Here is a 25,182-nt window from a genome sequence, read left to right as displayed (position 1 = left end):
TGCCGCCTATATAGGGGCGCACCGCCCAAGGGTCAAAACCACAGGCGCATTCTAGCCGTTTTGGGGCGTCAGGTCACTGTCCAATCAGGGACCGCCTGATCACATCCTGCTGGTTCCAGTCCTCAAGCCCCTGATAAATCCCAAAGGCCATCTTGGCGCGCCAATCGGGGTTCTTGATGTTTTCCAGGTCTCGGGGGCTGGACAAAAATCCCAATTCCACAAGAACCGAAGGTATATCTGCGGCCTTCAGCACCGAAAAGGACGCGGTGCGCAAGGGCTTGCGATTCATCGGTCCGCCCTGCTGCGCCATACCGTTGACCAAGGCCTGCGCCAGCGCGTCTGTGCGGGGCTCTGTCTCTTGCCGAGCCAAATCCAGCAGCACATCGGTGACTTCATCATCCGCGCCTTTCAGATCGACGCCCGCCAGCAAATCCGCGCGATCGTGGCGTTCGGCCAGCTTTGCACTGGCCACATCTGAGGCCTCATCCGACAGGGTGTAAACCGCCGCGCCATGAGCCTGCCCCTCGGACAGCGAATCCGCATGCAGCGAGATAAACACATCCGCGCCTGCCCGATGCGCCAGCGCGATGCGACGTTCCAGCGAAACGAACTGATCGTCTACACGGGTCATGACCACCTCATACCCGCCGGAACGCAACAGCATTTCCCGCAGTTCGCGCGCAAAGGTCAGCATCATGTTCTTCTCGGTGATCCCCCCAACCTCGGCCCCCGGATCGATACCGCCATGACCGGGGTCCAGCATCACGCGCAAAGGGCCATCGGACTTGCGCGGGGTCGCCTGACCGGTCAGCGAGGGTTCAGGCAAATCCCAACCGGGATTCTTGGGCTCACCTGCCGAGGCGTTGAACACGTCGAAATCAACGCCTTTGAGGTTGAGCGTCAGCGTGGCCGTGCCAGCATTCGGATCGATCTGCATCTCGGCCGTATCCACGGCCATCGGTGCACCAAGTTCCAGAACCAATCGAGACCAGCCAGGAACATAAGCGCCAAACCGAACACCGCTGATCAACTCGGATTGCAGGAAGTCTGCGCTGTTCAGGCCACTCCAGTCGACCTCTTGGAAATCCATCACCATGCGGTATGGATCGCGTAGGGTGAAGATACGGTACGGCACCCCCTGGCTAAGGCCAAGATCGACCTGCACACCGGTGCGCCCGGTGTCGACAATGCGGCTTTGATCCGGCTGAATGCGTGCAAGGGCGCTGAAATCCTGCGCGACAGCAGCACAAGACAGCGCCCAGATCAGCGCGATGCAATAGAAAATCCTGCTCATGGCCTCAAGTTATCCCGAGATCGTTTGGCAGGCACCCTACACCAAGCCGCAGCTTTTGTGAACGGGTCAGCCTTGTCGCATCAACGCGCCGCGTTCGGACATGAATGCCTGTAGCCGCACCAACCCCTCTTCGATATCAGCAGTCGCACGCGCGTAGGAAAACCGCAGGGTCCTGTGCCCGCGCGTGGGGTCAAAATCCAGCCCCGGAGTGACCGCAACGCCCGCCTTGTCCAGAATCTCTGCCGCAAATGCGCGGCTGTCATCCGTCAGGTCCGAGACATCGGCGTAGACATAGAACGCCCCATCGGGCGGCGCGATATTGGTGAAGCCCGCCTTGGGCAACCCGTCGAGCATCAATGCACGGTTCTGGCGATAGACATTCAGATTGGCTTGCAACTCGTCCTCGCACTCCATCGCAGCCAGCGCCGCCACCTGACTGGCATGGGGGGCGCAGATGAACATGTTCTGGGCAATCCGCTCGACCACGCGCACCTGATCCTCGGGCACAACCATCCAACCGACCCGCCAGCCGGTCATCGAGAAATACTTGGAGAATGAGTTGATCACATAGCACTCATCCGTCAGTTCCAATGCGGTGACGGCTTTGGCCTCGTATTCCAGTCCGTGGTAGATTTCATCGCTGATGAAGGATGCGCCCTGCCCGTGCGCCGCATTGATCAGCGCGCCCATGGCTGCGCGATTCAGCATTGTACCGGTCGGATTGGCGGGTGACGCCACCATCAGACCCTGCAGGCCCAGCCCTGCGAAATCGGATGGCACAGGCTGCAGGCGATTTTCGGGCGCGGTTGGCAGATCAACGGGAACCAAGCCCAGCGCTTTCAGAATCTGTCGGTAAGACGGATAGCCCGGCGCGCCGATACCCACACGATCGCCGCTGTCGAACAGCGCTGTAAAGGCCAGAAGAAACCCGCCCGACGACCCCGGAGTGATCACCACCCGTTCGGGGCTCAGATCGACATTGTACCATTCGCCATACATTTGCGCGATCCGCTGGCGCAGTGCGGGCAGGCCCAAAGCCACCGTATAACCCAGCGGGCCTTGTTGCATCGCGTGGGCCAAAGCCTCGGTCGCCCCCTTGGGCGCGCCGGTTCCGGGCTGGCCAACCTCCATGTGGATGATGTGACGTCCGGCCTCTTCCGCCTTGCGCGCATCCTCCATCACGTCCATCACAATAAACGGATCGACCCCGGACCGGGTTGAGTTTCTCATGCCCATCTCCCATGTTGCAGCCATGGCTTTTGAACGCGTATCCCGGCTGGCGTCAATCCCGGCCCTGATACTGGCAGCTGTCCTGTGGCTGACGGCGGCGGTGCAGAGCCATGCGCAAAGCCTGATCCGCGACCCCGATATCGAATACGGCCTGCGAGAACTGGCCTTTCCCGTACTCCGCGCCGCCGGGCTGAACACCAACCGGGTTCGAATCCTGGTGGTAAATGACAGCACGTTTAACGCCTTTGTGATCGACTATAACGCGATCTACCTGAACTATGGCCTGATCCTGGGCGTCGACAGCCCCGAAATGCTGCAGGCAGTGATCGCACACGAAGCCGCGCATATCGCCAACGGGCATCTGGCGCGGCGTTCAGAGAACCTGCGGGCGGCAAACCGCAATGCAGGCCTTGGCACTGCATTGGCGCTGATCGCAGCTGCTGCAGGCGGCGGAGAGGCCGCCGCCGGGATTGCTGCGGGTGTGCAGAGCTCTGCGCTGCGCAGCTTTCTGGGGCATACACGGGCCGAAGAGGCCTCGGCCGATCGCAGCGCGGCCAGCTACTTGCGATGGGCCGGTATCTCCCCCAGCGGGATGGTCACGCTTCACCGCAAATTCGCTGGGCAAGAACTGCTGAGCACGGCAAATCAGGACCCGTATATGCGGTCGCATCCCACCAGCCGCGAACGCCTGCGCGCCGCCGAAGCGTTTCTGGAAGAGTTCGGCGACAAGGCCCAGCCCAACGCAAATGCCGACTACTGGTTTGCGCGTGTCAAAGGCAAGCTCTCGGCCTTTTTGCGCACCCCGTCCTGGACCCTGCGCCGCGCCAAGGAAGAGACCGATCGCGACATCCGCATGATGCGAGAAGCCTCGGCCCACCATCAGAACCGCAATCTGGCCAGTGCGCGCGCCGCGATTGACGAGGCGTTGGCCATCCGCCCGGACGATCCGTTTTACTATGAGCTCAAGGGGCAAATCCTGTTGGAAAACAGACAACTGGCTGAGGCGGTTCAAGCCTATGGTCAAGCGGTCGAAATGGCACCGAATGACTCGTTGATCCTGGCAGGCTATGGGCGTGCCCTTTTGGCGCAAGGCAAGACCAAGGACGCCCTGCAGGTGCTTGAAAAGGCACGCGCCCGCGATTTTCGCAATGCCCGCCTGATGCGGGATTTGGGACTGGCCTATGCACAGGTCGGCAACAATGGGATGGCCTCGGCCGTCACCGCTGAACGATACGCCCTGCAAGGCCGGCTGGCGGATGCAGGGATCCACGCAAGGCGCGCCGTCGGGCAATTGCCCGAAGGGTCTCCGGGTTGGCAAAGGGCACAGGATGTGTTGATTGCGTCGGAACGCGCAAAGAAGAACTCGAAAAGGAAACGGAAATGATCCTCAGACATGCAGCCCCCGCCCTTCTGGGGCTTTCCCTGATCGCAGGCCCGGCACAAGCGCTGGATCTGAACGCCATGAGCGATGCGGAGCGCGCCGAATTTGGTGCGCAGGTGCGCGAATACCTTCTGGAAAACCCCGAGGTTATTCTGGAAGCGATCAACATTCTGGAACAGCGCAACGCCGCAGCCGAAGCCGCCGCAGACAAGGACTTGGTGGCCGCAAACGTGGATGAGCTGTTCAATGACGGCTACAGCTGGGTCGGCGGCAACCCGGATGGCGACATCACCCTGGTCGAATTCATGGATTATCGATGTGGCTATTGCCGCCGCGCGGTGCCCGAGGTCGCGCAATTGCTGGAAGCCGACGGAAACATCCGTTTGGTGATCAAGGAATTCCCGATCCTTGGCGATGCCTCGGTTCTATCTTCGCGCTTTGCCGTGGCCACCAAACATGTGGCCGGGGATGACGCGTATAAGCAGGTGCATGACGCCCTACTTGAATTCACAGGTGAACCCAGCGAAGTCACCCTGCGCCGCATCTCGGACGGGCTGGGCCTGGATAGCGACGCCATCGTCGCCGCCATGGACAGCGATCAGGTCACCGATGAGATCACCCGCACCCGTGCCCTGGCGCAACGGATGCAGATCTCGGGTACACCGTCCTTTGTTCTGGGCACCGAAATGCTGCGCGGCTTCCTGCCCGCCGACCAGATGCAGCAGATTGCGGACGGCGTTCGCGCGGACCGGGGATGATCAGCCCCAGATGCGCAGACGTGAATTCGTCCTTGGTATCGGAGCGGTAGGCGCCTTGTCTCAGGCACGCTACGCATCCGCGGGCCCTTCTGCTGGCTACTTCGTACCGGCAGAAGAGGAACCTCACCAGCTTACGTTCATGCAATGGCCGGTAAACCGCGCTGTTTATCGCGACACGGTATGGCTGTCGATGGTTCAGCAGACCATTGCGGATATCGCAAACGCCATATCGGCTTTTGAACCCGTGGTCATGCTTGCGGCGCGGGAACACCATGGTCAGGCGCGCCGCTCTCTCTCGGACAATGTCCAGCTTTGGGATGTTCCAACAGATGATCTTTGGTGTCGGGACAGTGGCCCTATCTTCGTGACAAACGACTCCGGCGACCTTGCAATCAGCCAAATTCAATTCAACGGCTGGGGCGGCAAACAGGTCCACAAAAATGACGCGCAAATCGCCCGTCGTATCGCCGAGCGGCTGGATGTTCCCCTGATCCGCTCCGGTCTTCGTGGCGAAGCCGGTGGCTTGGAACAAGACGGCCATGGTTTGCTCATGGCCCATGAAAGCTCATGGGTGAATGAAAACCGCAATCCGGGACTATCGCGCGCCGAGATCGAAGCGCGGCTGTTGCGGGCCTATGGAGCAGAACGGATGATCTGGTCCGAGGGCGTTTGGGGCCAAGACGTAACGGATTATCATATCGACAGTCTGGCAAGGTTCACTGGGCCGGGGCGCGTCTTGATCAATTTGCCGGATGACCCTGATCCGGACGACCCGTTTCATGCCGCTGCGTTGGACACATATGACAGGTTAATTGCCGAAGGCCTACGTGTTGAGGTCATCCCCGAACCTTACAAGCGGCGCGTGCAGGACCCGGAATTCGTGGCCTCTTACGCCAATTACTATGTTTGCAATGGCGGGATCATTCTGGCGCAATTTGGCGACCCTGAGACTGATCAGATCGCACAGGAGGTCATCGCGAAACACTATCCGGGACGCCAGGTCGTAAGCCTGAACGTGGACGCACTGGGTGAGTTGGGTGGAGGCATTCACTGCGCGACCCAGCAGATGCCAGAAACATAAAGCAGCCTACTCCGCAGCCTCGGCCACAGCATCCAGTTCTGCAGCCTTTTTCTCGACCTCTTCCACGATGTGATCGATCATCTGGTCGTTCGACATCTTGTGGCTGGCTTTGCCCGCCAGATACACCATACCGGACCCGGCCCCACCGCCGGTAAAGCCCACATCGGTCATCAGCGCCTCACCCGGGCCGTTAACGACGCAACCGATGATCGACAGGGACATCGGTGTCTTGATATGCTCCAGCCGCTGTTCCAGCGCTTCAACCGTCTTGATCACGTCAAACCCCTGCCGCGCACAAGACGGGCACGAGATGATGTTCACGCCGCGATGGCGCAGGCCCAGAGATTTCAGAATCTCGTAGCCCACCTTGACCTCTTCCACCGGATCAGCTGACAGGCTGACGCGGATCGTGTCGCCGATCCCCATCCATAGCAGGTTGCCCAGACCAATGGCGGATTTGATGGTGCCGCTGACCAGCCCTCCGGCCTCGGTGATGCCCAGATGGATCGGCGCGTCAGTGGCCTCGGCAATGCCCTGATAAGCCGCCGCCGACAGGAACACGTCGCTGGCCTTCACGCTGATCTTGAAATTATGAAAGTCATTGTCTTGCAGAATGCGGATATGCTCCAACCCGCTTTCGACCATCGCCTCGGGGCAGGGTTCTGCATATTTTTCAAGCAGGTGCTTTTCCAGACTACCCGCATTCACGCCGATCCGGATGGAGCACTCGTGGTCGCGCGCGGCCTGGATGACCTCTTTCACGCGCTCTTCACTGCCTATATTGCCCGGGTTGATCCGCAGGCAGGCGGCACCTGCCTCGGCGGCTTCGATGCCACGGCGGTAATGAAAGTGGATGTCGGCCACGATCGGCACCGGGCTTTCGCGCACGATCTCTTTAAGAGCTTTTGATGATGCCTCATCCGGCACCGAAACGCGCACAATATCGGCCCCTGCCTCGGCCGCCGCCTGAACCTGTGCCACCGTCGCCGCCACATCCGTGGTCAACGTGTTGGTCATTGTTTGAACTGCAATCGGGGCATCGCCACCGACCGGCACGTTCCCCACCATGATCTGACGGGACTTACGACGATAGATGTTCCGCCACGGGCGCACATGATTGAGGGACATAGGGACCGGTCCGCATCTGCCTGAGTTGCGTCTTTAGATAGTCCGCCAACAGGGGTACCGCAATGGCTAGATCACTCAGAGGGCTGTTCTGCCACGTCTGTCTGCAGCTCAGCGACCAACTGCTTAAGGGCACTGTTCTGTTCCGCCTCAAGATCGGCCACGGCATAGGCTTCTGACACGGCATCCTTGGACAGAACGACCCCCTTTGCGACCGTGCCAGGGGCACCTGCCGGGCCAAAATGCTGGCCGTCCATCGAGAAATAGACCGAACCAGACGCCCCTGCCCGCAGCTGAGGTGGTTCTTCAGTCAATGGAACCTCGAACACGTTGCCCTGTTCGACGGTGCCAAGCGTGCCTTCAAATATCACGCTGCCATCGGCGGCCGTAACGCGCATCCACGCTGGATCAACGGCCACGATTTTCAGAGTTGTGTCGATCTGTTCAACAACCTGCGGCAAGCTTGGGCGTTCAACGGTATGAATGTCTGCCACAACAACTTCAGGCAACTCCGGCGGACGGAAGGCTCCTACATCACGCGGGTCGAGCGTTGAGATAGGCGCATCGCGCGCGACCAGAACAGGGACATCCAGCGCTTGCGGGCGATACAGACGGTCCAGCGCTTCAGTGTTGGCCGCCGCTGTTTCGACTTCGGCTGTATTGGTCCGGGCAGCATCCAAAGGATCCAGATCTGACAGAACCACCGGTGCCTGCTCAACCGGGCTGACCTGCACCTGTTGAATCTTGTTCAAAACAGACCAGCCGCCATAGCCGATGCCGGCAATCACTGCCAACAGCACCAAAGACGAGCCAATCGCGCGTGGCTCAATCTGGCTGACCAGAGATTCCTTGCCCGGAATGTAAGGCGTGTTCGGCGAAATGAACGGGTCACGACCCATCGGTCCGCGTGCCAGAACATCGCCAGAAGGTTTGCGCACAACCGAGGCCTCGGCCGACATCCCATGCGCGACCTCAAAACCACTTTCCGCGCAGAAGCTGGCAAAGGTCTCATCCGGGTTCATGCCCAGATACCTAGCGTAGGAACGAACATACCCGGCGATGAAGCCGGGTGTATCAAACGCATCAGGATCGGCGTTTTCGATTGCAGCGATGTAATTGGCCTTAATCCGCAGCTCTCGCTGCACATCCAGAAGCGACTTGCCCATGGTGGCGCGCTCACCGCGCATCTGGTCGCCCAGACGAACTTCGTAGTCGTCAAAACCCTTCGGTCTGAACTCCACGCCTTCTTCAGATTCGCGCTGTGATCTGCGCCCAATCATGCCTGCCGCCCCATTCTGCCTGTCACGCGTTTTGCGCTAACGCCGAATCGTCCCCCATAGACGATTCGTCCGCTTCTTTTGTTAGCGTAAGCTTAACACGTGGCAAATAAGTTGCACACTTTAGCGTTAGGTTATCCGGCAAGTTCGGCGCGATTTAGCGCACAATGTGACCAAAGTTCGTCCATCGCCTGAACCAAGCGGTTCATTTCGCCCGGCCCATGCACCGGAGACGGCGTAAACCGCAACCGCTCAGTTCCGCGCGGAACGGTCGGGAAATTGATCGGTTGCACATAAATGCCATAGTCATCCAGCAACCGGTCGCTCAGAATTTTCGTATGGACCGGATTGCCCACGATGACGGGCACAATATGGCTGCCATGATCAATCAACGGCAGCCCCATCCCCTTCAGACGCAGTTTGAGGATCTTGGCCTGGGTCTGATGCTGCTCGCGCAGCTCGGGCGCCGTTTTCAGATAGGCCACCGAGGCAGCAGCCCCCGCGGCAACGGCAGGCGGCAGAGACGTGGTAAAGATGAAGCCCGGCGCGTAAGAGCGTACCGCGTCACACATCTTTTCGCTGGCGGCGATATAGCCACCCATCACGCCATAGGCCTTGGCCAGCGTGCCGTTGATGATGTCGATGCGATGGGCCAGACGATCCCGCTCGGTCACGCCACCGCCACGTGGGCCATACATGCCAACCGCATGCACCTCATCAATGTAAGTGAGCGCGCCGAATTCATCGGCCAGATCGCAAATCTGTTCGATGGGTCCAAAATCCCCATCCATGGAATAGACCGATTCAAACGCGATCAGTTTGGGTGCTTTGGGGTCGTCGGCTTCCAGCAGCTCACGCAGATGTTCCACATCATTGTGGCGGAAGATGCGCTTAGACCCGCCGTTGCGGCGTACGCCTTCGATCATCGAGGCATGGTTCAGCGCGTCGGAATAGATAATGAGGCCCGGGAATAGCTTTGGCAAAGTGCTGAGCGTTGCGTCATTCGCAATATAGGCACTGGTGAACAGCAGAGCCGCTTCTTTGCCATGCAGATCGGCAAGCTCGGCCTCAAGCCGCTTGTGATAAACGGTGGTGCCCGAGATATTGCGGGTGCCACCTGAACCTGCGCCAGCAGCATCGACGGCTTCGTGCATCGCATCCAGAACCACCGCATTCTGCCCCATGCCGAGATAGTCATTGCCACACCAAACAGTGATATCCTGCGTCGACCCATCCGGACGCGTCCGCACCGCATGGGGGAAATGCCCCTTGCGGCGTTCGATGTCGATGAAAGTCCGGTAACGTCCTTCATCATGCAGCCTGGCAATCGCTGTATCGAGCTGAGCAGTATAGTCCAAAGGACCCTCCTTGGCCGCCCGGTGAACGGTCAGAAAACCGGGCATATTCTTTCCAGCGTCACAGCTTACACTGTTTAGGACGCGTTTGCATTCACCTGCTATTCGGCCTATCGCCAACGGGTAAACCCAACTTTGATTTGCATCAAATACAGCCTTGTTCTCGCCCCGACAAGTAAAGTTGCGGATATCTGGCGCGAGGAAACGACGCAGGCGAAAGTCGATGTTTCAAATAAGTTCCAATACAATACTCAGTTTACTAACTCCGCCGACTGGACCTTGGCGATAACGCTGATAGGTTTCGGCCAACACAGTCTACCACAAAGGAATCCTTCATGTCTTTAGACCCTGTGCTCAGTCGGATTGACGATGACCTGCAAAGCGCGATCGACCGTTTGATGGAGCTGCTACGCATCCCGTCGATCTCAACCGATCCTGCCTACAAGGAACAGGTTGATCAGGCTGCCGATTGGTTGGTCGGGGATTTGCAAAGCATTGGTATTCAGGCCGAAAAACGCGAAACACCAGGCCATCCGATGGTTGTGGGCCATGTGGGCGAAGGCCAAGACGGGCCTCATGTTTTGTTCTATGGCCACTACGACGTGCAGCCTGTCGATCCGCTGAACCTGTGGAATCGTGATCCGTTTGATCCGGCGATCGAAGATACCGAGCATGGTCAGGTCATCCGCGGGCGCGGGTCCTCGGACGACAAGGGCCAGTTGATGACATTTGTCGAGGCCTGCCGCGCCTGGAAAGCGGTTCACGGCACCCTGCCCTGCCGCATCACATTTTTCTTCGAGGGTGAAGAAGAATCCGGTTCACCCTCTCTGGTGCCGTTTCTGGAGGCCAACAAGGACGAATTGCAGGCCGATCTGGCGCTGGTCTGCGATACGTCGATGGTATCGCGGGGGGTACCGTCGATTGCTTCGCAGTTGCGCGGTATGCTCAAGGATGAGTTCACCATCGTCGGGCCGCGCATCGACTTGCATTCGGGCCACTATGGCGGCCCCGGCCTAAACCCCCTGCGTGAGCTTTCGAAAATTGTGGATTCATTCTACGACGATGAAACCGGCCGCGTTGCCGTGGAAGGCTTCTACGAAGGCGTCCACGAAGTACCTGCCGAGCAGTTGCGCCAATGGCAGAATTGCGGGTTTGACGAAGCCGAGTACCTGAATTCGGTCGGCTACAGCCAACCGCATGGGGAAAAGGGTTATTCCACGCTTGAACAGCAATGGGCCCGGCCAACGCTTGAGGTGAACGGGCTGTGGGGTGGCTACAATGGCGCGGGGTCGAAAACGGTGATCCCATCCGAGGCGCATTGCAAGATCACCTGTCGCCTTGTGGGTGACATGGACCCGGACGCGCTGCGTGACAAAATCCGCAAACATGTGGAAGATCGCCTGTCACCAGATGCCAAAGTAGTATGGGACAACGACCTGGAAGGATCGCCAGCCTCGGTCATGAATCTTAACCGACCTGAATTCGAAGCCGCACGCGGTGCACTATCTGACGAATGGGGCCGCGAGGCGGTCTTTACCGGGATGGGCGGCTCTATCCCTGTCGTTGGGTATTTCAACACAGTGCTCGGGCTGGATTCCATGCTGGTTGGTTATGCCAATGACGATGACGCCATCCATTCGCCCAACGAAAAATATGACGTCAAAAGCTTCCACAAGGGCATCCGTTCCTGGGCCCGCATTCTGGACGCTTTGAATAAGTAGAAGTATTTTGCGAGGCTCTGCCTCGCGCTCCGAGGTATTTGGGAACAGAAGAAGTTCGGATGCCCTGCTTCTTCTGTTTGAAAATACCTCGGGGGAGTCGTGGCTTGCCGCGACGGGGGCAGAGCCCCCTACCCTTACATGTGGATTACGCGCCCATAAGCATCCAGAACGGCTTCGTGCATCATCTCTGACAGGGTCGGATGCGGGAAGACGGTGTTTATCAAATCTTCTTCGGTGGTCTCCAACTGGCGGCCAACCACATAGCCCTGAATCAGTTCTGTCACTTCCGCGCCGATCATATGGGCGCCCAGCAGCTCTCCGGTCTTGGCGTCAAAGACAGTTTTGATCAGACCTTCAGGCTCGCCCAGTGCGATGGCCTTGCCATTGCCGATGAAGGGGAAGCGACCGACCTTGATGTCATAGCCAAGTTCCTTTGCCTTGGCTTCGCTGTACCCGACCGAAGCGACCTGGGGCTGACAATACGTACATCCTGCGATGCTTTCGGGCTTGACCGGGTGCGCGTGTTTCCCGGCGATCAGGTCCGCGACCATAACGCCTTCGTGGCTTGCCTTATGCGCCAGCCAGGGGGCGCCTGCGATATCACCAATGGCATAGAGCCAATCGACGCCCGTACGGCAATACTCATCCGTGACGACATGGGTCCGGTCGATTTTCACGCCCAGAGCCTCAAGCCCCAGGTTTTCGACATTGCCGACGATTCCAACAGCGGAGATCACAGTGTCGAAATCGTGTTTTTCGATTTTGCCCTTCACCTCGATATGCGCGGTAACCTTGCCCTTGGCGCGATCCAGTTGTTTGACCATCGCCTTTTCCATGATGGTCATGCCTTGTTTGGTAAAGGCCTTCTTGGCAAAGGCGCTGATCTCTGCATCTTCGACGGGCAGTACGCGGTCCATGACTTCGACAACGGTCGTATCCGCGCCCAGCGTGTTGTAGAAACTGGCGAATTCGATCCCGATGGCGCCTGAGCCGATAACGAGCAGCTTCTTCGGCATCCGCGGCGGTTGCAGCGCGTGTTTATATGTCCAAACCAGATCGCCGTCAGCTTCCAACCCCGGCAATTCACGCGCCCGAGCGCCGGTGGCCAGAACGATGTTCTTGGCGGTCAGTTCTTCGTTGCCTTTGTCTGTTTTGACTGTGACCTTGCCTTTGGCCGGGATCGTCGCCTCGCCCATCACCACGGTCACTTTGTTCTTCTTCAGCAGGTGTCCGATGCCACCCGAAAGCTGCCCTGCTACGCCGCGTGAGCGTTTGACGACCGCGTCCAGATCATATCCGACCTTGTCCGCCTTCAGGCCGAAATCCTTGGCACGCTCCATCAGGTGGAACACCTCGGAAGAGCGCAGCAGTGCCTTGGTCGGGATACAGCCCCAATTCAGGCATATCCCGCCCAGATGCTCTCGTTCAACCACACAGGTATTTAACCCCAATTGCGCGGCGCGGATTGCAGCGACATAGCCCCCCGGACCAGCCCCGATAACGATCAGATCAAAAGATTGTGCAGCCATGTGTCCCTCTCGGCGCAGGTCGAACGAAATTTAGTTTACCATTAAACTACTTTTCAGAGCGCATCAACACAGCACATCCGCGACAAAAGCGACGCGAGGAACCAGCAGCGAAAAGGCGCTGTTTTCAGCCTATACCCGGGACTGCCCAAAGGCTAGAACAGAAGAGCCTTAGGCAATTTCATAGTCTCAACCCCAGTTTATTCGAAAGGCTTCCCATGGCCAAAACATTGAAAGATCTTTTGCTCGCGCTGCTCAATGCCACCCTGATCCTGGTGGCCCTTTGCCTATTTCTTGGCTGGAAACTAGCATCGAGTGTGGAGAGTATTTCGGCTAATTTTTCGGATGTCATTCAAGTCGTTGCCCCCTTGCGCGACGAAGCCCAGGGCATTCGCGGAGAGCTGACTGCCCTGCGTAGCGAACTGGCTTCTCTGCCAACCGATGGCAGCGCATTGGATACGGCCACCACGCAGCGTATTTCCATGACGCTGAATCGTTTGGACGCGATTGAAGACAGTTTGAAATCTGCTCAGACCCGGTTCTCCGACCTGGCCGAAGAACCTGATGTGTTGGTGGAGACGGCCATCACCACCGCAGGCGATGTGATCGCCGAGAAGGTTCTGGCCATTCGCGGATGCGTGCCCGAGGTTTAACCCCCAGCCTGTAATTCCCGTACTGTCGAGCCATAGCCGCCCATGCTGACATAGGCCATTTCATGTTCGGTGGAATGGCGTGACAAAGCCTCATTCCGATAGGGGAACCGGCCGAATTTGCGGATCACCTCACGGTGGGCGCGTGCATGTAGCAGATTGCTGGGCTCGCTGCTGAGGTTTTGGCAAATCAAGCGGACACAGCGTTCCTGATCGCACAGGTTTTCTGAATGCATCATCGGCAGATAGAAGAACTGCCGCGCCGGTTCATCGATCTTAAGGTCCCAGCCTTTGTCGACCGCACATTTGGCTGCGGCCAGCGCAGCCCGGTCAGTTGAGAATGCCCGCGCACTGCCCCGGAACATGTTGCGTGGAAATTGGTCGGTCAGAATGATGTATGCCAAGGCACCGCTGGGATATGTCAACCAAAGCGAGAACTTGCCTTCGGTCGATGCTTCCCAGGTTTTCAGAAAACGATCACGGATTTTTGCGTCCAAGGCATCATCCTGCAGATACCAACCGTCTGGACCAACTTCATCCAACCAAAAACTCAGTACGTCTTCAGGCCCTACCATTGCCCTAAACTCCGTCTTGTGCCCTCCCCAGGGACGTAAGGTCATTTATTGCCATTTTACAGATTTGTTACAGTAAAATATTGCAACAATATCGACATATTTTCGTGTCTTAAGCTGTTTCCTGCGCATCCTGCTCGGCCTCGGCGGCTTCAATGGCAACTTCCTGCGCCACCTCAAACGCCACAGGCGAGGCTGTGGGGTAAAGCGGCGACATCGTACCGGTCTCGTCAACAGGAACCGTCGGGCGCTGCGTGGTCCGATAAAGCGCATAAATCGCGGTCATGAACAGCAATGCGGCGAGGAACAGGAAAAAGCCCTGCGGGCCAAAGACCTCATCGCCCATTAACCAACCCGTGATCAGTGGGCCCGCAATGGCGCCCAAGCCGTTGATGAAAACTAATCCGCCTGAAGCTGCGGCCATATCCTCGTGATCAAGAAAGTCGTTCGCATGCGCAATCAGCAATGAATAAAGCGGGTTCGACAGACCTCCGATGACAAACGCCGACCCAAGCAAAACAGGATAGGTCACGCCATAGATCATCCCGACCACGGCACCAAGGCCACCGGCGACCGAGACAAGCGTGATCAGCAGGCGGCGGTCCATTCGGTCCGAGAACCAACCCAGCGGATATTGGAAAACAACCGCGCCGACATAAAACGCGGCCACAAAGGTCGAAATTTCGAACAGCGACAACCCGGCCCGCGCGCCGTAAACCGCCGACATACCAAACTGCGCCGAGAACACACCGCCCAGCAAAAACATACCAACGCAGGCCAAGGGCGACTTTCCAAGCAGCTCGCGCAATGTCATCGGCTTCGTCGAATCGAACGCAGGGGTTGGCGAGATGGACAGCAAAATCGGCGCGAATGAGATCGAAACTAAAATCGAGGCAATGACAAAGGTCTGATAGCCAGCCGGGTCCCCGAGCAGAACCAAGCCCTGCGCGCTGATGATGCCGGTCATCTGAACAATCATGTAAAGCGACAGAGCCTGGCCGCGGTTTTCATTGCTGGCTGCGTTATTCAGCCAGCTTTCTGCGGTCACGTATACGCCCGAGAAACAGAAGCCGATTACGACACGACCGAGGACCCAGGCTATCGGATCGGTCAGCATCGGATACATGATCATGACAGCCGAGATGAACGAAGCCAGCGCCGCAAAGACACGCACATGGCCAACGCGGCGGATCATCTCGGGCGCCAGACGTGATCCGCCCAGAAAGCCCACGAAATAAGCTGACATCACAAAGGACATCTCGAGCGTCGAGAACCCTTCGATCTCACCGCGCACACCCAGGATCGTGCCCTGCAGGCCGTTGCCGACCATCAACAGCCCCATTCCCAGCAACAACGCCCACGCGCTGGACAGAACCTGAATCATTGGGGCCTCCGGTGAAATGCCGATCAGAATACGGATTCGTTGGTGCGATCAAAACCCGCCTCGGTCGCGCTTGTCTACGACATTCCTATAGTTCGCCGCCTGAAACGCGGCCCTCACGGGATCAAAAGCGACGAATCTCCATATGAGAAGAAACGATACTTTTGAGCGATTGCATAATCATAGAGCTGCCGCATCCGGTCCTGACCCATCAGGGCGGACACCAGCATCAACAAGGTGGATTTGGGCAGGTGGAAATTGGTCATCAGCGCATCGGTTACATGGAACTGAAAGCCGGGGTAGATGAAGATATCAGTTTCACCTTCCCAGGCCTCGATCTGCCCCGCGCGTGCAGCGCTTTCGATCAGGCGCAGTGCTGTGGTGCCCACCGGGATGACGCGTCCGCCTGCGGCTTTGGTCGCCCTGACCTCAGCAGCGGCTTCCGCGCTGACCCGACCCCATTCAGCATGCATTTTATGAGTGGTCACATCCTCAACCTTGACCGGCAGAAACGTACCCGCGCCTACGTGCAATGTCACATAGCTGAAGGTGATGCCCCGTGCGACCAAGGCCTGCATCAGCGCCTCATCAAAATGCAGTGATGCGGTTGGCGCAGCCACGGCACCTGCATTTTGGGCCCAGATGGTCTGGTAGTCGGTCTTGTCCTGCTCATCCGCCGGGCGTTTGGCGGCAATGTAAGGCGGCAAAGGCATCGCGCCTGCCTGTTCCAGCGCCGCGTCGAAATCATCACCAGTCAGGTTGAAGCGCAGAAAAGCCTGACCGTCCTCAACCCGATCCAACACCGCTGACAAATCGTCCGAGAAGACGATCTCCTCCTCTGGTTTCACCTTTTTCAAAGGTTTGACCAAGGAGGTCCAACAGCCATCTGACTGCGGCTCTAGCAAGGTTGCTTCGATCGCGGCAGAGACTGGGCCCTGCGCGCTATCTCGGTGTCTGCGCCCGCTCAAGCGCGCCGGGATCACCCGTGTGTCGTTTAACACAAGGCGGTCGCCGGGTCGCAACCAATCGGGCAGATCGAAGACATGGCTATCGGTGACCCTATCCCCTTGCGCAACAAGCAAACGCGCCGAGGATCGCGGATTGGCGGGCCGCGTGGCAATCAGGTCTTCGGGCAGGTAGAAATCAAAATCGCTGAGTTTCATGGCCGCGCCTTACAAGGCCAAGACAGATTCGGCCATATCCCGGTTCAATTGTCCCGAGGCGGTGATCCGAAGGTCCGCTTTGGCTCATCCGGTTTCTGCCGCTGCGCATTCGGCCCGTCCGAGACGGTCGGTGCCGGCGGACGCAACAGATTGCGCAGGAACAACGGGGCCAGTCCGGACAAAGGGTTCACCGATACTTTAGGCGCGCTCAGTGGGCCAGTGAGAGAATAGTTAAAGCCGATGATCCCCTCACCCTTGCGGGTCAGCACGCTGCCGATGGCATTCACCAGGTAGATTGGCGAGATCGCACCACGTAGATCCAGCCTGCCGTTCACCGTATCAATAATGCCGTCGAAAGACAGACCCATCGACGGGCCAACGGCGCTGCCGCTTAGCACTTTGATTTCGCTCGGCGTCAGCCTCATCCGGCTGTCGATGGATGAGAAGAAGATCCCCTGCCCAGCCATCTCATCCAGTAGACCCACAAGGCTGATGGCATTCAGCAGCGCCGCCATGGCAGGGGCGTCGGTAATGCGGGTATTTATGATCTTGAGGATCACGTCATAGCTGTCGGGCGCGGTTACCGGCTCAAGCTGCAAATCCAGATCGCCCCCCTTTGCCTGTGTCAGCACCCCGGCAGCGCGCAAAACTGCCCCCGCGTCGCCAGAGGTCAGGCTCACAGCGCTGCGATTGCCACGCGGCGTCACCTGACCCTGAACCGCGGCCTCCCCATTCACGCGCGCCCGAAAGCCTCCATTGAGCCCGCCCGTGGTTTGAAACACCCCCTGAAATCCAGTCAACGCCACGGATTCGGTGACCTGCAACCGATCTAGCGTCACGTCCACCTGCGATCCTTGGCCCGAGCCGCCTGCGCCCCCGTCTCCAGCGCCGAATTGCGCGCGGCCCAGGTTCAGCACGCCCCCCAGCACGCGGATGTCGGGTGGCCCGGCCTCGCGCCTGATCAGCACCGCCGGGACGGCCAGCCAATCACCCAGATCAAATGAGCTAAAGTTGACGCGATCGAAGGCCCCGTCTTCGCGGAAGGAAATCGCGCCTTTGGCCCGCAATCCAGCCGCGTTCAATTGCAAGCTATCGACACTGATCTGATCTCCCAAGGTTGCTTCTGCACTCAGCGTACCAGTGCTGCCCGCAGCTTTGCGCCAGCTGAGTTCCGGGATGGCGAGTGCAACCCCCTGCAAATCAGACTGGGCCGACAGTTTCGGCGGTTCCCCTGCACCGATCCCCAGCGTGATATCGGCCGTGCCTTTCCCCGTTAGCATCCCGCGTGGCAGCCCCGCCTTCAGCGTTTCCATCAGTTTGGGAGACAACTCAATCTGGCCGGTCAATTCGCTGCGCTGCGCCGTTTCACCATTGATGGGTTGCCGCCAACTGGCCTCGATCGGCACATCACCGAAAAGGCCCTGCCCTGCGATCTGCACGCCAGTTTGATCGCCGCTCAGGCGCAGCGTGTCAGCGGACACGGAAAACCCGGGAACCAGCCTATCGCTGCTTAGATTGTCTAGATCGCCATCGAAATGGAACTGGGTCTCCTGAAACTTCAGCTTTTTCTTTAACGGCAAAGACAGCGTACCGCTTAGCGAAACGGTACCATCAGCCAGATCAACTGGCAGATTGGCTTTGCTGAGCAAGGATAGCGGCGGTCGATCCAGCAACGACAGCGCGGCTGTCACACCGCCTGATGCCTTGATCCGGGCAATGGCGGGGGCGGATTTCTTGATATCCGTATCCGGGATAATGAAGGACGTCCCCGACGCGTCCACCGGACCGCCAGCATCTGCAACAACAATCCCGTTCTGCGCCGTTGCCGTGAACCTGTTGTTGATCAGGCTGGCCTGACCTTGCGCGTTTTCTATCGGGGGCAGGGTTTTGACAAACCGGATTGTTGCGTCTTCGAACCCGAAATCAAGGTAAAGATCGGGTTTCGATCCGGGTCGCAGGCGCAATGCGAAATCCATATCCGACAGTTTACCCTGATATAGGTTCTTCGTGACCCATTCGCGCGGCTTCGGGGCCAGACGCTCAGGCCAATAGCCAAGCACCTGATCCGAGGTCATGCGATCCAGATGGGCATCCAGATCAACGGACCAGCCCTCCTCAAGGCCGATTAGTTCGCCGGATGCGCGTACACGATGTTCGCCGTCTTCGAGGGTTATCTGTCCAAGGCGCAGCTTGAACGGCGCGAAGGTCATTTTGAAATCAAGATCCGCCTGCCGCAGCTTCAAAGCCTCGGGAAACAGCCCCGCCGGATTGGCATCGATACCGGTGAATCGAAGCTGCGCATCAAGGCTGTCCAGCGTTCCATTTTCGACCCCCTGCAAATAGGCCTTACCGGACGCCTGCACCGCCCCCCAAGCCGAGACAACCGATACTTCGTTAAAATCGATCTCCTGACGTGTGGGCTCATAGGTGAAATAGGTCCGGGCCGAATCAAACGGCACCGGGCGCGTCTCGGGCGTTGGCTGCACCACACCGGCCCCCAGATTGAGCGTTGCAAACAGCGAACCGACTGCGCCTTCTCCATCGATGCTGCCCCGCAACGCGCCAGAGATTGGCGTACGCAGAACTTGCAGCCATGCCAACGCGGGGCTTTGGCCGTAGACATCCTCGGCAGGTAGATCCGTGATCGTGACCCCGAACCGCGCCTCGGGCGTGCCCAGAACGCTGGTGTAATTGGCCTCGATCCCGCTGACAAAATCGCGTCCAGATAGAACCGAGAAGCCCGTTGCCAGTCGCATTTCGTTGTCGTTGCGGGTGATCTGGATATGCCCGCCATCCATGATCCATGACCGACCCAGTCGCAGATCGCGGTAGTCCAGCGTGATCGCGTCCAGCCGGACGGATGTAAGGGCCGAGAGCATCGGAGACAAAAAGACATCATCCGAGGTTTCGATCAGCTGCGCCAGGTTGGGGGCCTGCTGAACTGGTGAACTGTCAGTGCCAACCGTGAGGGTCAGCGCCCCATCCAGGCCCCGGGTCAACGAAATCTGGGCACCGCTCAGCAGGATGCGCTTGGGGCGTACGTTGCCGCGCAGCAAGGGGCGCATCGCAAGGCTCGCCCGCATGTCCGACACCTGCGCGATTTGCTGGCCCGCCGCATCCGCGATGCTGACATCTGTCAGGCGCAGGCGTGGGCGCCAGCCTTCATTGATGATAAAACTGACATCGCCAAACCGAACCTGTAGCCCGCCAAGGCTCTGTTCCAGCCGCGCCTCGACCCGATCCCGCACCCAGGCCGGGGCATGCATGCGCTGGCCAATCAGCATGAAACCCGCAATCAGCGCCAGCACCACCAGCAGGACGGCCCCGCGCATGGCCCAGAGCCCTGCAACCCGGCGGCGCGAGCGGCGACGCGGGGCAGGTTCCGGCGGATCGCCCCCTTGCTGTTCCTGCTGCGCCAATTTGCTGTCCACGCCTTTTAACCCGCTGATATCGCCCTATGATGTCGGGCAGCCCTTAAAACCCTATTGCGGAGTATCCAATGCCCGACATTTCAGACATGGCCCCCGATTTCACCCTGCCTCGTGACGGAGGTGGCGAGGTCACCCTATCGGACCTGCGCGGCACAACCGTCGTTTTGTTTTTCTATCCCCGTGATGATACGCCGGGCTGTACCAAGGAATCCATCGGTTTCTCGGAACAACTTCAGGCCTTTGCCGATGCGGGTGCTCAAGTTTTCGGCATCTCGCGCGACAGCGTTGCCAAACATGACAAGTTTGTCGCCAAGCATGGGCTGACCACGCCGCTTTTGTCCGACGAAAACTCGACCGTCTGCGAAGACTATGGTGTCTGGGTTGAAAAGAACATGTATGGCCGAAAGTCGATGGGAATCGAACGGTCCACTTTCATCATCGACGGCGAAGGCCGCATTGCGCAGCTTTGGCGCAAGGTCAAGGTGCCTGGCCATGTTGATGCGGTATTGGATGCAGTGAAGGCGATGTAAGCCTCTCGACCCCGACGGCCATCCGGTTTATGCCGCAGCCTTGCATTAAACACGCGGAGCGTATCTGTGCCCACAACACTGACCCAGATGGCCACCGAGGTTCTGACAACAGCGGACGGGCGGGAAAAAACCGCCCTTTCGAAACGCCACGCCGCCGCATGGTTTGCCGCCCGCAAAGGTGATGCCGAGGCGATCGAGATCGGCACCGCGACGCCCCCCTTGCAACCCGCGCGCCCGGACAACCCCGAGCTGCTGTCGCCGCGCGAAGTGCCCAAGCGCAAACCGGGAACCGAGGCCGGGCGGATCGCTCTGCTGCACGCCGTTGCCCATATCGAGCTTAATGCGGTCGACCTGCATTGGGACATCATAGCCCGGTTTGGGCATGTCCCGATGCCCATCGGATTCTATGACGACTGGGTTAAATGCGCCGAGGAAGAGTCGCGCCATTTTGAGATGGTCTGCGACTGCCTGGAACAGATGGGCAGCTCTTACGGTGCCCTGCCCGCCCACGCAGGTATGTGGCGTGCGGCCGAAGACACGGCAGAGGACTTGATGGGGCGTCTGGCCGTTGTGCCCATGGTACTGGAAGCCCGCGGGTTGGACGTCACGCCCGGCATGATCAACATCTTTCGGAAGGCCAAGGCCGATCAGGCCATTGCGGCGCTGGAAGTCATCTACGCAGAAGAGGTCGGGCATGTGGCCTACGGGTCCAAATGGTTCCATTTCCTGTGCGGACGTGAGAATGCCGATCCCAAGGATGTGTTCCACGACTTGGTGCGGCGCTATTTCCATGGCGTCCTGAAACCGCCCTTTAACGAAGAGAAACGCGCCGAGGCCGGATTGCCGCCAGATTTCTACTGGCCCCTCACCGAAGACTTACCACAGCCCGGCACCGTCTCAGATTGATCCAATTAGGTGAATTTAGGCGAATTCCTGCCGATGACACAGGGTAATTTCGCAAGCTTCGCGTCAAATTGGTCAGCAAACTTGCCCGATGTCCCGGTCCGCTTTATGAAATCCCCCCAAGGGACGGAGATTGCACCACGACTGGTCCCGATCTTGGGGATGAGAGGTAAGACGCGTGAGAACACGTCTGGCAATAAAGTTTCACTCATGGCTTGAACGCCGTTTCCCGGAACGCCGGGTTTTTCTTAAATCAGATCAGGACACCCGGTTCATCCGGCTCAGCTCCGAGACGCAAGTGGTCGCTGTTGCCGGTGTTGCGGTGATTGTTGGCTGGACCGCGCTTTCGACCGCGATCCTGCTGATGGACAGCATTGGGTCAGGCAACTTCCGAGAACAGGCGAAACGCGATCAGGCGACCTATCAGGAACGGCTGAACATATTGTCTGCTGAACGGGACGCTCGCGCGCAGGAAGCGCTGGCCGCACAGGACCGGTTCAATGCAGCCCTTGCGCAGATTTCGGCAATGCAGTCGGAACTGCTGGCCTCGGAAAACCGCCGCCGCGAGTTGGAAACCGGGATCGAGGTGATCCAGACCACGTTGCGCACAACCATGAAACAGCGCGAAGAGGTCCGCACCGAACTGACCGAGTTGAAGCAGGACAGCGACGGATCAGGGATGTATCTGGCGTCGGTCGGCGACCCGGCGCAGATGGAGTTCATGACAGACGCATTGGCGCGCACCGCCGAAGAACGCGACCAGATCGCCGCCGATGCGCAGACCGCGTTGGATCAGCGCGACGAATTGGAGCTGGAAATCCGCCTGATGCAGGAACGCAGCGACGAGATCTTCCGCCAATTGGAAGAGGCGATGGTTATCTCGGTCGAGCCATTGGACAAAATGTTCCGTCAAGCAGGCATGCCAACAGATCGTATCATCGAAGAGGTCCGGCGCGGATATAGCGGTATGGGCGGTCCGCTGACCCCTTTATCGATGAGCACCCGCGGCGAGAGTGATCTCTCTGCCGATGAGGTGCGTGCAAACCAACTTCTGCAACAAATGGACCAGCTGAATCTGTACCGCATCGCGGCGGAGAAGGCGCCGTTTGCTACCCCGGTGCATTCTGCAGTTCGCTTCACCAGCGGCTTCGGCTCGCGCCGCGACCCGAAAACCGGCGGTCGCCGGATGCATAACGGCGTCGATTTTGCGGGTCCGCAAGGCACCGACATCTTTGCAACTGCCGATGGTGTGGTCAGCCATGCCGGCTGGCAATCAGGCTTCGGACGCCTTGTGAAGATCAAGCACGCGTTCGGAATTGAGACACTTTATGCTCATAACACCAAGATCAACGTAAAGGTCGGCCAAAGGGTCTCGCGCGGGGATCATATTGCTGATATGGGTAGCACCGGACGGTCCACCGGCACGCATCTGCACTATGAGGTGCGCGTGAACGGGAAACCTGTAAACCCAATGACTTACATCAAGGCTGCGAGAAATGTTTTCTAAGAGCAAAATCAACGAGCCCGCATCCAAGGAAACTGAGGCGGCGAAACCTGCTGCTCCGGCGACCCCGGCGGCCCCTGCCCCATCCGAAACCAAGGCCAGCACCGCGCCCAAGCCAAAGCCGCCCGCATCGGTTCTGTCTTCGGACCTGCACATCACCGGCAATATCAAGACCACTGGCGATATTCAGGTTGAAGGCACTGTCGAAGGCGACATCCGCGCGCATTTGCTGACCATTGGTGAAACCGCCACGATCAAGGGCGAAGTCACCGCGGACGACGTTGTGGTCAATGGCCGTATCGTGGGCCGCGTGCGTGGCCTGAAGGTCCGCCTGACCTCGACCGCTCGAGTCGAAGGCGACATCATTCACAAGACCATCGCCATCGAAAGCGGCGCGCATTTCGAAGGCTCGGTCCAGCGTCAGGACGATCCGCTGAACCCCGGTCGCAGCGGCAAATCCGGCGGCAACCCTGCGGCGGACGTCAAACAGTAAGCCAAACGCGAAGCAGATTTCTGAAACGCCGTAGGACAATCCTGCGGCGTTTTTCTTTCGACGCCCGATTTGCGTTTCCCGCCGGGCAGGAACTGGCATAGGGTCGGATCATGTTGATTTTCCTAAGCCTTGTCGCCCTGATTGCCTGTGCCATTGCCTACTACCTATGGTCGCGCAAGCAGGCCCGCGCCCGGCTGCTGGCCACCACGCTAACAGCTTCGGAACGACAGCTGGTCGAGACCATGGTGCCGATCGTTCGGCGGTTGCCACCCGATTTGCGCAGCAAGTTGGACGGTAAGATGACCCTGTTTCAGGATCAGGTTCGCTTCTTTGGCTGTGATGGGCTTGAGGTCACAGAAGAGATGCGCCTTTCGATCTCGGCTCAGGCCTGCCTTCTGGTTTTGAACACCGACATGTGGTTCGACAATCTGACGACCATACTGATCTATCCGAATGCGTTCAAATCCCGCCAACAAAGGCGCAGCGGCTACGTCGTGACGGAGAAAGAAATCATCCGCACCGGAGAAAGCTGGAACCGAGGCCCGGTGATCCTATCCTGGGCGCATAGTCGGCAAGGGGCCCTGAACGACCATGACGGGCACAATGTTGTGTTTCATGAGTTTGCGCATCAGATCGATGACCTGTCTGGCGGCACAGATGGCGTACCAGTCCTGAGCCGAGGGCAGAGCTATGCCGACTGGGAGCGCGTTTTTGTCACCGCTTACGATGCCCATGTCCTCGCGGTTGAAACCGGAAGGCCCACTGTCATCGATCCCTATGGCGCCGAAGGGCATGAAGAGTTTTTCGCCGTCTCAGTCGAGGTTTTCTTTGAACGCCCAAACGCGCTGAAAGACAGTGTGCCCGATGTCTATGAACAGCTCTCACTGCTGTTTCAACTGGACCCGGTCAGCTGGACTTAACGCAATACGCGTTATCTGTGACACGTTCCCCAGAAAACTCCCCGTGCCTGCAAATTTAACAAAGGGCATCTTCTGAACTAAACTCAAACCCATTGGTTTATCGGAGGAGTTTTCATGTCATCAAAACTTATGGCCGAGTTTTTCGGCACATTCTGGCTGGTCCTGGGCGGATGCGGCAGTGCGGTTCTGGCCGCTGGCGTGGCAGATGTAGGTATCGGATGGCTGGGTGTATCTTTCGCCTTTGGCCTGACTGTCCTGACCATGGCCTATACGGTTGGCCATATCTCGGGCGGGCATTTCAACCCGGCGGTCAGCCTGGGGCTGATGATCGGCGGGCGGTTTCCAGCCAAAGACCTGTTGCCCTATTGGGTCGCTCAGGTCATCGGAGCCATCGCGGCTGCCGTCGTTCTGTATCTGATCGTCAGCGGCGCGCCCGGCTTTGAGGGCGTCGGTGGATTTGCCTCAAACGGATATGGCGACGCCTCACCTGAGGGATACTCAATGATGTCCGCTTTGGTGATCGAGATCGTGCTGACCGCGTTCTTCCTGCTGGTCATCCTGGGTGCGACCTCAAGCAGCGCCCCGGCCGGGTTTGCCCCGATTGCGATCGGTCTGTGCCTGACGCTGATCCACCTGATCTCGATTCCGGTGACCAACACATCGGTGAATCCGGCACGGTCTACCGGTGTTGCGCTGTTTGCCGATGGCCCGGCACTTGCTCAGTTGTGGCTGTTCTGGGTGGCGCCGCTGATCGGTGCTGCAATTGGCGCACTGATCTGGAAAGTGATGTCTCCCGGCGACTAACCTGAACAAAGCGGCGCAGCCAAAGGGTTGCGCCGCTTGATCTGATACAAGACACACATTCCGTCGGAATTCCCGCCCTGATA

General features: G+C 58.6%; 21 protein-coding genes. 11 read left to right on the top strand and 10 right to left on the bottom strand.

From position 1 onward, the window contains the following. Window positions 1-73: 73 nt before the first annotated feature. Together ACR0EL_RS01505 and ACR0EL_RS01500 are read right to left on the bottom strand one after the other, a co-directional pair. Window positions 74-1,294, bottom strand: a complete 1,221-nt coding sequence (locus ACR0EL_RS01505; RefSeq protein ID WP_480497610.1) for an N-acetylmuramoyl-L-alanine amidase — start codon at window positions 1,292-1,294, stop codon at window positions 74-76. A 66-nt stretch (window positions 1,295-1,360) separates the two neighbouring features. Next, a complete protein-coding gene (locus ACR0EL_RS01500) occupies window positions 1,361-2,524 on the bottom strand; it encodes a pyridoxal phosphate-dependent aminotransferase (protein WP_480497608.1) in 1,164 nt (387 codons plus the stop codon). Here ACR0EL_RS01500 and ACR0EL_RS01495 point away from each other — a divergent pair. The 3 genes from ACR0EL_RS01495 to ACR0EL_RS01485 are packed head-to-tail and all read left to right on the top strand — an operon-like array spanning window position 2,523 to window position 5,744. Continuing rightward, entirely contained in the window at window positions 2,523-3,908 is a 1,386-nt protein-coding gene (locus ACR0EL_RS01495) for a M48 family metalloprotease (protein ID WP_480497606.1), read from the top strand. The two genes, ACR0EL_RS01500 and ACR0EL_RS01495, sit on opposite strands and share 2 nt — an antisense overlap. Beyond that, window positions 3,905-4,663, top strand: a complete 759-nt coding sequence (locus tag ACR0EL_RS01490; protein ID WP_480497604.1) for a DsbA family protein — start codon at window positions 3,905-3,907, stop codon at window positions 4,661-4,663. Before ACR0EL_RS01495 ends, ACR0EL_RS01490 begins: the two co-directional genes overlap by 4 nt. Window positions 4,664-4,673: 10 nt before the next feature. Then, complete coding sequence (locus tag ACR0EL_RS01485) at window positions 4,674-5,744, top strand: agmatine deiminase family protein (protein WP_480497602.1); 1,071 nt, start codon at window positions 4,674-4,676, stop codon at window positions 5,742-5,744. A gap of 6 nt (window positions 5,745-5,750) precedes the next feature. Here the strand turns inward: ACR0EL_RS01485 and ispG are convergent, their stop codons facing one another. From ispG to hemA, 3 genes are all read right to left on the bottom strand, one after another. Next, a complete protein-coding gene (gene ispG / locus ACR0EL_RS01480; RefSeq protein ID WP_480497600.1) occupies window positions 5,751-6,872 on the bottom strand; it encodes a flavodoxin-dependent (E)-4-hydroxy-3-methylbut-2-enyl-diphosphate synthase in 1,122 nt (373 codons plus the stop codon). A 71-nt stretch (window positions 6,873-6,943) separates the two neighbouring features. Beyond that, entirely contained in the window at window positions 6,944-8,149 is a 1,206-nt protein-coding gene (locus tag ACR0EL_RS01475) for a helix-turn-helix domain-containing protein (RefSeq protein ID WP_480497599.1), read from the bottom strand. A gap of 131 nt (window positions 8,150-8,280) precedes the next feature. Beyond that, entirely contained in the window at window positions 8,281-9,504 is a 1,224-nt protein-coding gene (hemA, locus tag ACR0EL_RS01470) for a 5-aminolevulinate synthase (RefSeq protein WP_170531660.1), read from the bottom strand. A gap of 332 nt (window positions 9,505-9,836) precedes the next feature. Here hemA and ACR0EL_RS01465 point away from each other — a divergent pair, with 332 nt between their 5' ends. After that, on the top strand, window positions 9,837-11,222 hold the full coding sequence (locus tag ACR0EL_RS01465) for a dipeptidase (protein WP_480497597.1): 1,386 nt from the start codon (window positions 9,837-9,839) through the stop codon (window positions 11,220-11,222). A 134-nt stretch (window positions 11,223-11,356) separates the two neighbouring features. Here the strand turns inward: ACR0EL_RS01465 and lpdA are convergent, their stop codons facing one another. Next, complete coding sequence (lpdA, locus tag ACR0EL_RS01460) at window positions 11,357-12,751, bottom strand: dihydrolipoyl dehydrogenase (protein ID WP_480497595.1); 1,395 nt, start codon at window positions 12,749-12,751, stop codon at window positions 11,357-11,359. Between the two features lie 215 nt (window positions 12,752-12,966). Here lpdA and ACR0EL_RS01455 point away from each other — a divergent pair, with 215 nt between their 5' ends. Then, window positions 12,967-13,401 (top strand): hypothetical protein, encoded by a 435-nt coding sequence (locus ACR0EL_RS01455; RefSeq protein ID WP_480497593.1) that lies wholly within the window; start codon window positions 12,967-12,969, stop codon window positions 13,399-13,401. Here the strand turns inward: ACR0EL_RS01455 and ACR0EL_RS01450 are convergent. The 4 genes from ACR0EL_RS01450 to ACR0EL_RS01435 form a co-directional block, all read right to left on the bottom strand. Beyond that, on the bottom strand, window positions 13,398-13,973 hold the full coding sequence (locus ACR0EL_RS01450) for a DUF924 family protein (protein WP_353006581.1): 576 nt from the start codon (window positions 13,971-13,973) through the stop codon (window positions 13,398-13,400). The genes ACR0EL_RS01455 and ACR0EL_RS01450 overlap by 4 nt on opposite strands. Before the next feature lie 109 nt (window positions 13,974-14,082). After that, entirely contained in the window at window positions 14,083-15,354 is a 1,272-nt protein-coding gene (locus ACR0EL_RS01445) for an MFS transporter (RefSeq protein WP_480497591.1), read from the bottom strand. Window positions 15,355-15,467: 113 nt separating this feature from the next. After that, window positions 15,468-16,514: a tRNA preQ1(34) S-adenosylmethionine ribosyltransferase-isomerase QueA gene (queA, locus tag ACR0EL_RS01440; protein ID WP_480497589.1), complete on the bottom strand. Its 1,047-nt coding sequence runs from the start codon at window positions 16,512-16,514 to the stop codon at window positions 15,468-15,470. Between the two features lie 44 nt (window positions 16,515-16,558). Beyond that, the gene (locus tag ACR0EL_RS01435) at window positions 16,559-19,945 is read right to left on the bottom strand and encodes a YhdP family protein (RefSeq protein ID WP_480497586.1); all 3,387 of its coding nucleotides are present in this window, start codon (window positions 19,943-19,945) and stop codon (window positions 16,559-16,561) included. Window positions 19,946-20,013: 68 nt separating this feature from the next. On the opposite strand from ACR0EL_RS01435, the gene ACR0EL_RS01430 reads away from it, so the two are divergent. From ACR0EL_RS01430 to aqpZ, 6 genes are all read left to right on the top strand, one after another. Next, window positions 20,014-20,475: a peroxiredoxin gene (locus tag ACR0EL_RS01430; RefSeq protein WP_353006573.1), complete on the top strand. Its 462-nt coding sequence runs from the start codon at window positions 20,014-20,016 to the stop codon at window positions 20,473-20,475. Window positions 20,476-20,562: 87 nt separating this feature from the next. Next, window positions 20,563-21,381 carry a ferritin-like domain-containing protein gene (locus ACR0EL_RS01425; RefSeq protein WP_480498402.1) on the top strand — a complete coding sequence of 273 codons (819 nt, stop codon included), beginning with the start codon at window positions 20,563-20,565 and terminating at the stop codon, window positions 21,379-21,381. 175 nt (window positions 21,382-21,556) lie between these two features. Next, window positions 21,557-22,885 carry a DUF5930 domain-containing protein gene (locus ACR0EL_RS01420; RefSeq protein WP_480497584.1) on the top strand — a complete coding sequence of 443 codons (1,329 nt, stop codon included), beginning with the start codon at window positions 21,557-21,559 and terminating at the stop codon, window positions 22,883-22,885. Further along, window positions 22,875-23,375, top strand: coding sequence for a bactofilin family protein (locus ACR0EL_RS01415; RefSeq protein ID WP_480497582.1), 501 nt, complete (start codon window positions 22,875-22,877; stop codon window positions 23,373-23,375). Before ACR0EL_RS01420 ends, ACR0EL_RS01415 begins: the two co-directional genes overlap by 11 nt. Window positions 23,376-23,485: 110 nt before the next feature. Then, entirely contained in the window at window positions 23,486-24,295 is an 810-nt protein-coding gene (locus tag ACR0EL_RS01410) for a M90 family metallopeptidase (RefSeq protein WP_480497580.1), read from the top strand. 114 nt (window positions 24,296-24,409) lie between these two features. Next, the gene (gene aqpZ / locus ACR0EL_RS01405) at window positions 24,410-25,099 is read left to right on the top strand and encodes an aquaporin Z (protein WP_480497578.1); all 690 of its coding nucleotides are present in this window, start codon (window positions 24,410-24,412) and stop codon (window positions 25,097-25,099) included. The last annotated feature ends 83 nt before the right edge of the window (window positions 25,100-25,182 follow it).

Source organism: Ruegeria sp. AH12, assembly GCF_056541465.1.
Note: the sequence above shows the minus strand (reverse complement) of the source record. Positions and strands in the feature narration are given on the sequence as shown.

Bases quoted from the DNA above. Each gene is read 5' to 3' on its own strand.
- ACR0EL_RS01505 (WP_480497610.1), bottom strand. From the start codon at position 1,294: ATGAGCAGGATTTTCTATTGCATCGCGCTGATCTGGGCGCTGTCTTGT.
- ACR0EL_RS01495 (WP_480497606.1), top strand. From the start codon at position 2,523: ATGCCCATCTCCCATGTTGCAGCCATGGCTTTTGAACGCGTATCCCGG.
- ACR0EL_RS01500 (WP_480497608.1), bottom strand. From the start codon at position 2,524: ATGAGAAACTCAACCCGGTCCGGGGTCGATCCGTTTATTGTGATGGAC.
- ACR0EL_RS01490 (WP_480497604.1), top strand. From the start codon at position 3,905: ATGATCCTCAGACATGCAGCCCCCGCCCTTCTGGGGCTTTCCCTGATC.
- ACR0EL_RS01485 (WP_480497602.1), top strand. From the start codon at position 4,674: ATGCGCAGACGTGAATTCGTCCTTGGTATCGGAGCGGTAGGCGCCTTG.
- ispG (WP_480497600.1), bottom strand. From the start codon at position 6,872: ATGTCCCTCAATCATGTGCGCCCGTGGCGGAACATCTATCGTCGTAAG.
- ACR0EL_RS01475 (WP_480497599.1), bottom strand. From the start codon at position 8,149: ATGATTGGGCGCAGATCACAGCGCGAATCTGAAGAAGGCGTGGAGTTC.
- ACR0EL_RS01465 (WP_480497597.1), top strand. From the start codon at position 9,837: ATGTCTTTAGACCCTGTGCTCAGTCGGATTGACGATGACCTGCAAAGC.
- lpdA (WP_480497595.1), bottom strand. From the start codon at position 12,751: ATGGCTGCACAATCTTTTGATCTGATCGTTATCGGGGCTGGTCCGGGG.
- ACR0EL_RS01455 (WP_480497593.1), top strand. From the start codon at position 12,967: ATGGCCAAAACATTGAAAGATCTTTTGCTCGCGCTGCTCAATGCCACC.
- ACR0EL_RS01450 (WP_353006581.1), bottom strand. From the start codon at position 13,973: ATGGTAGGGCCTGAAGACGTACTGAGTTTTTGGTTGGATGAAGTTGGT.
- ACR0EL_RS01445 (WP_480497591.1), bottom strand. From the start codon at position 15,354: ATGATTCAGGTTCTGTCCAGCGCGTGGGCGTTGTTGCTGGGAATGGGG.
- queA (WP_480497589.1), bottom strand. From the start codon at position 16,514: ATGAAACTCAGCGATTTTGATTTCTACCTGCCCGAAGACCTGATTGCC.
- ACR0EL_RS01430 (WP_353006573.1), top strand. From the start codon at position 20,014: ATGCCCGACATTTCAGACATGGCCCCCGATTTCACCCTGCCTCGTGAC.
- ACR0EL_RS01425 (WP_480498402.1), top strand. From the start codon at position 20,563: ATGGCCACCGAGGTTCTGACAACAGCGGACGGGCGGGAAAAAACCGCC.
- ACR0EL_RS01415 (WP_480497582.1), top strand. From the start codon at position 22,875: ATGTTTTCTAAGAGCAAAATCAACGAGCCCGCATCCAAGGAAACTGAG.
- ACR0EL_RS01410 (WP_480497580.1), top strand. From the start codon at position 23,486: ATGTTGATTTTCCTAAGCCTTGTCGCCCTGATTGCCTGTGCCATTGCC.
- aqpZ (WP_480497578.1), top strand. From the start codon at position 24,410: ATGTCATCAAAACTTATGGCCGAGTTTTTCGGCACATTCTGGCTGGTC.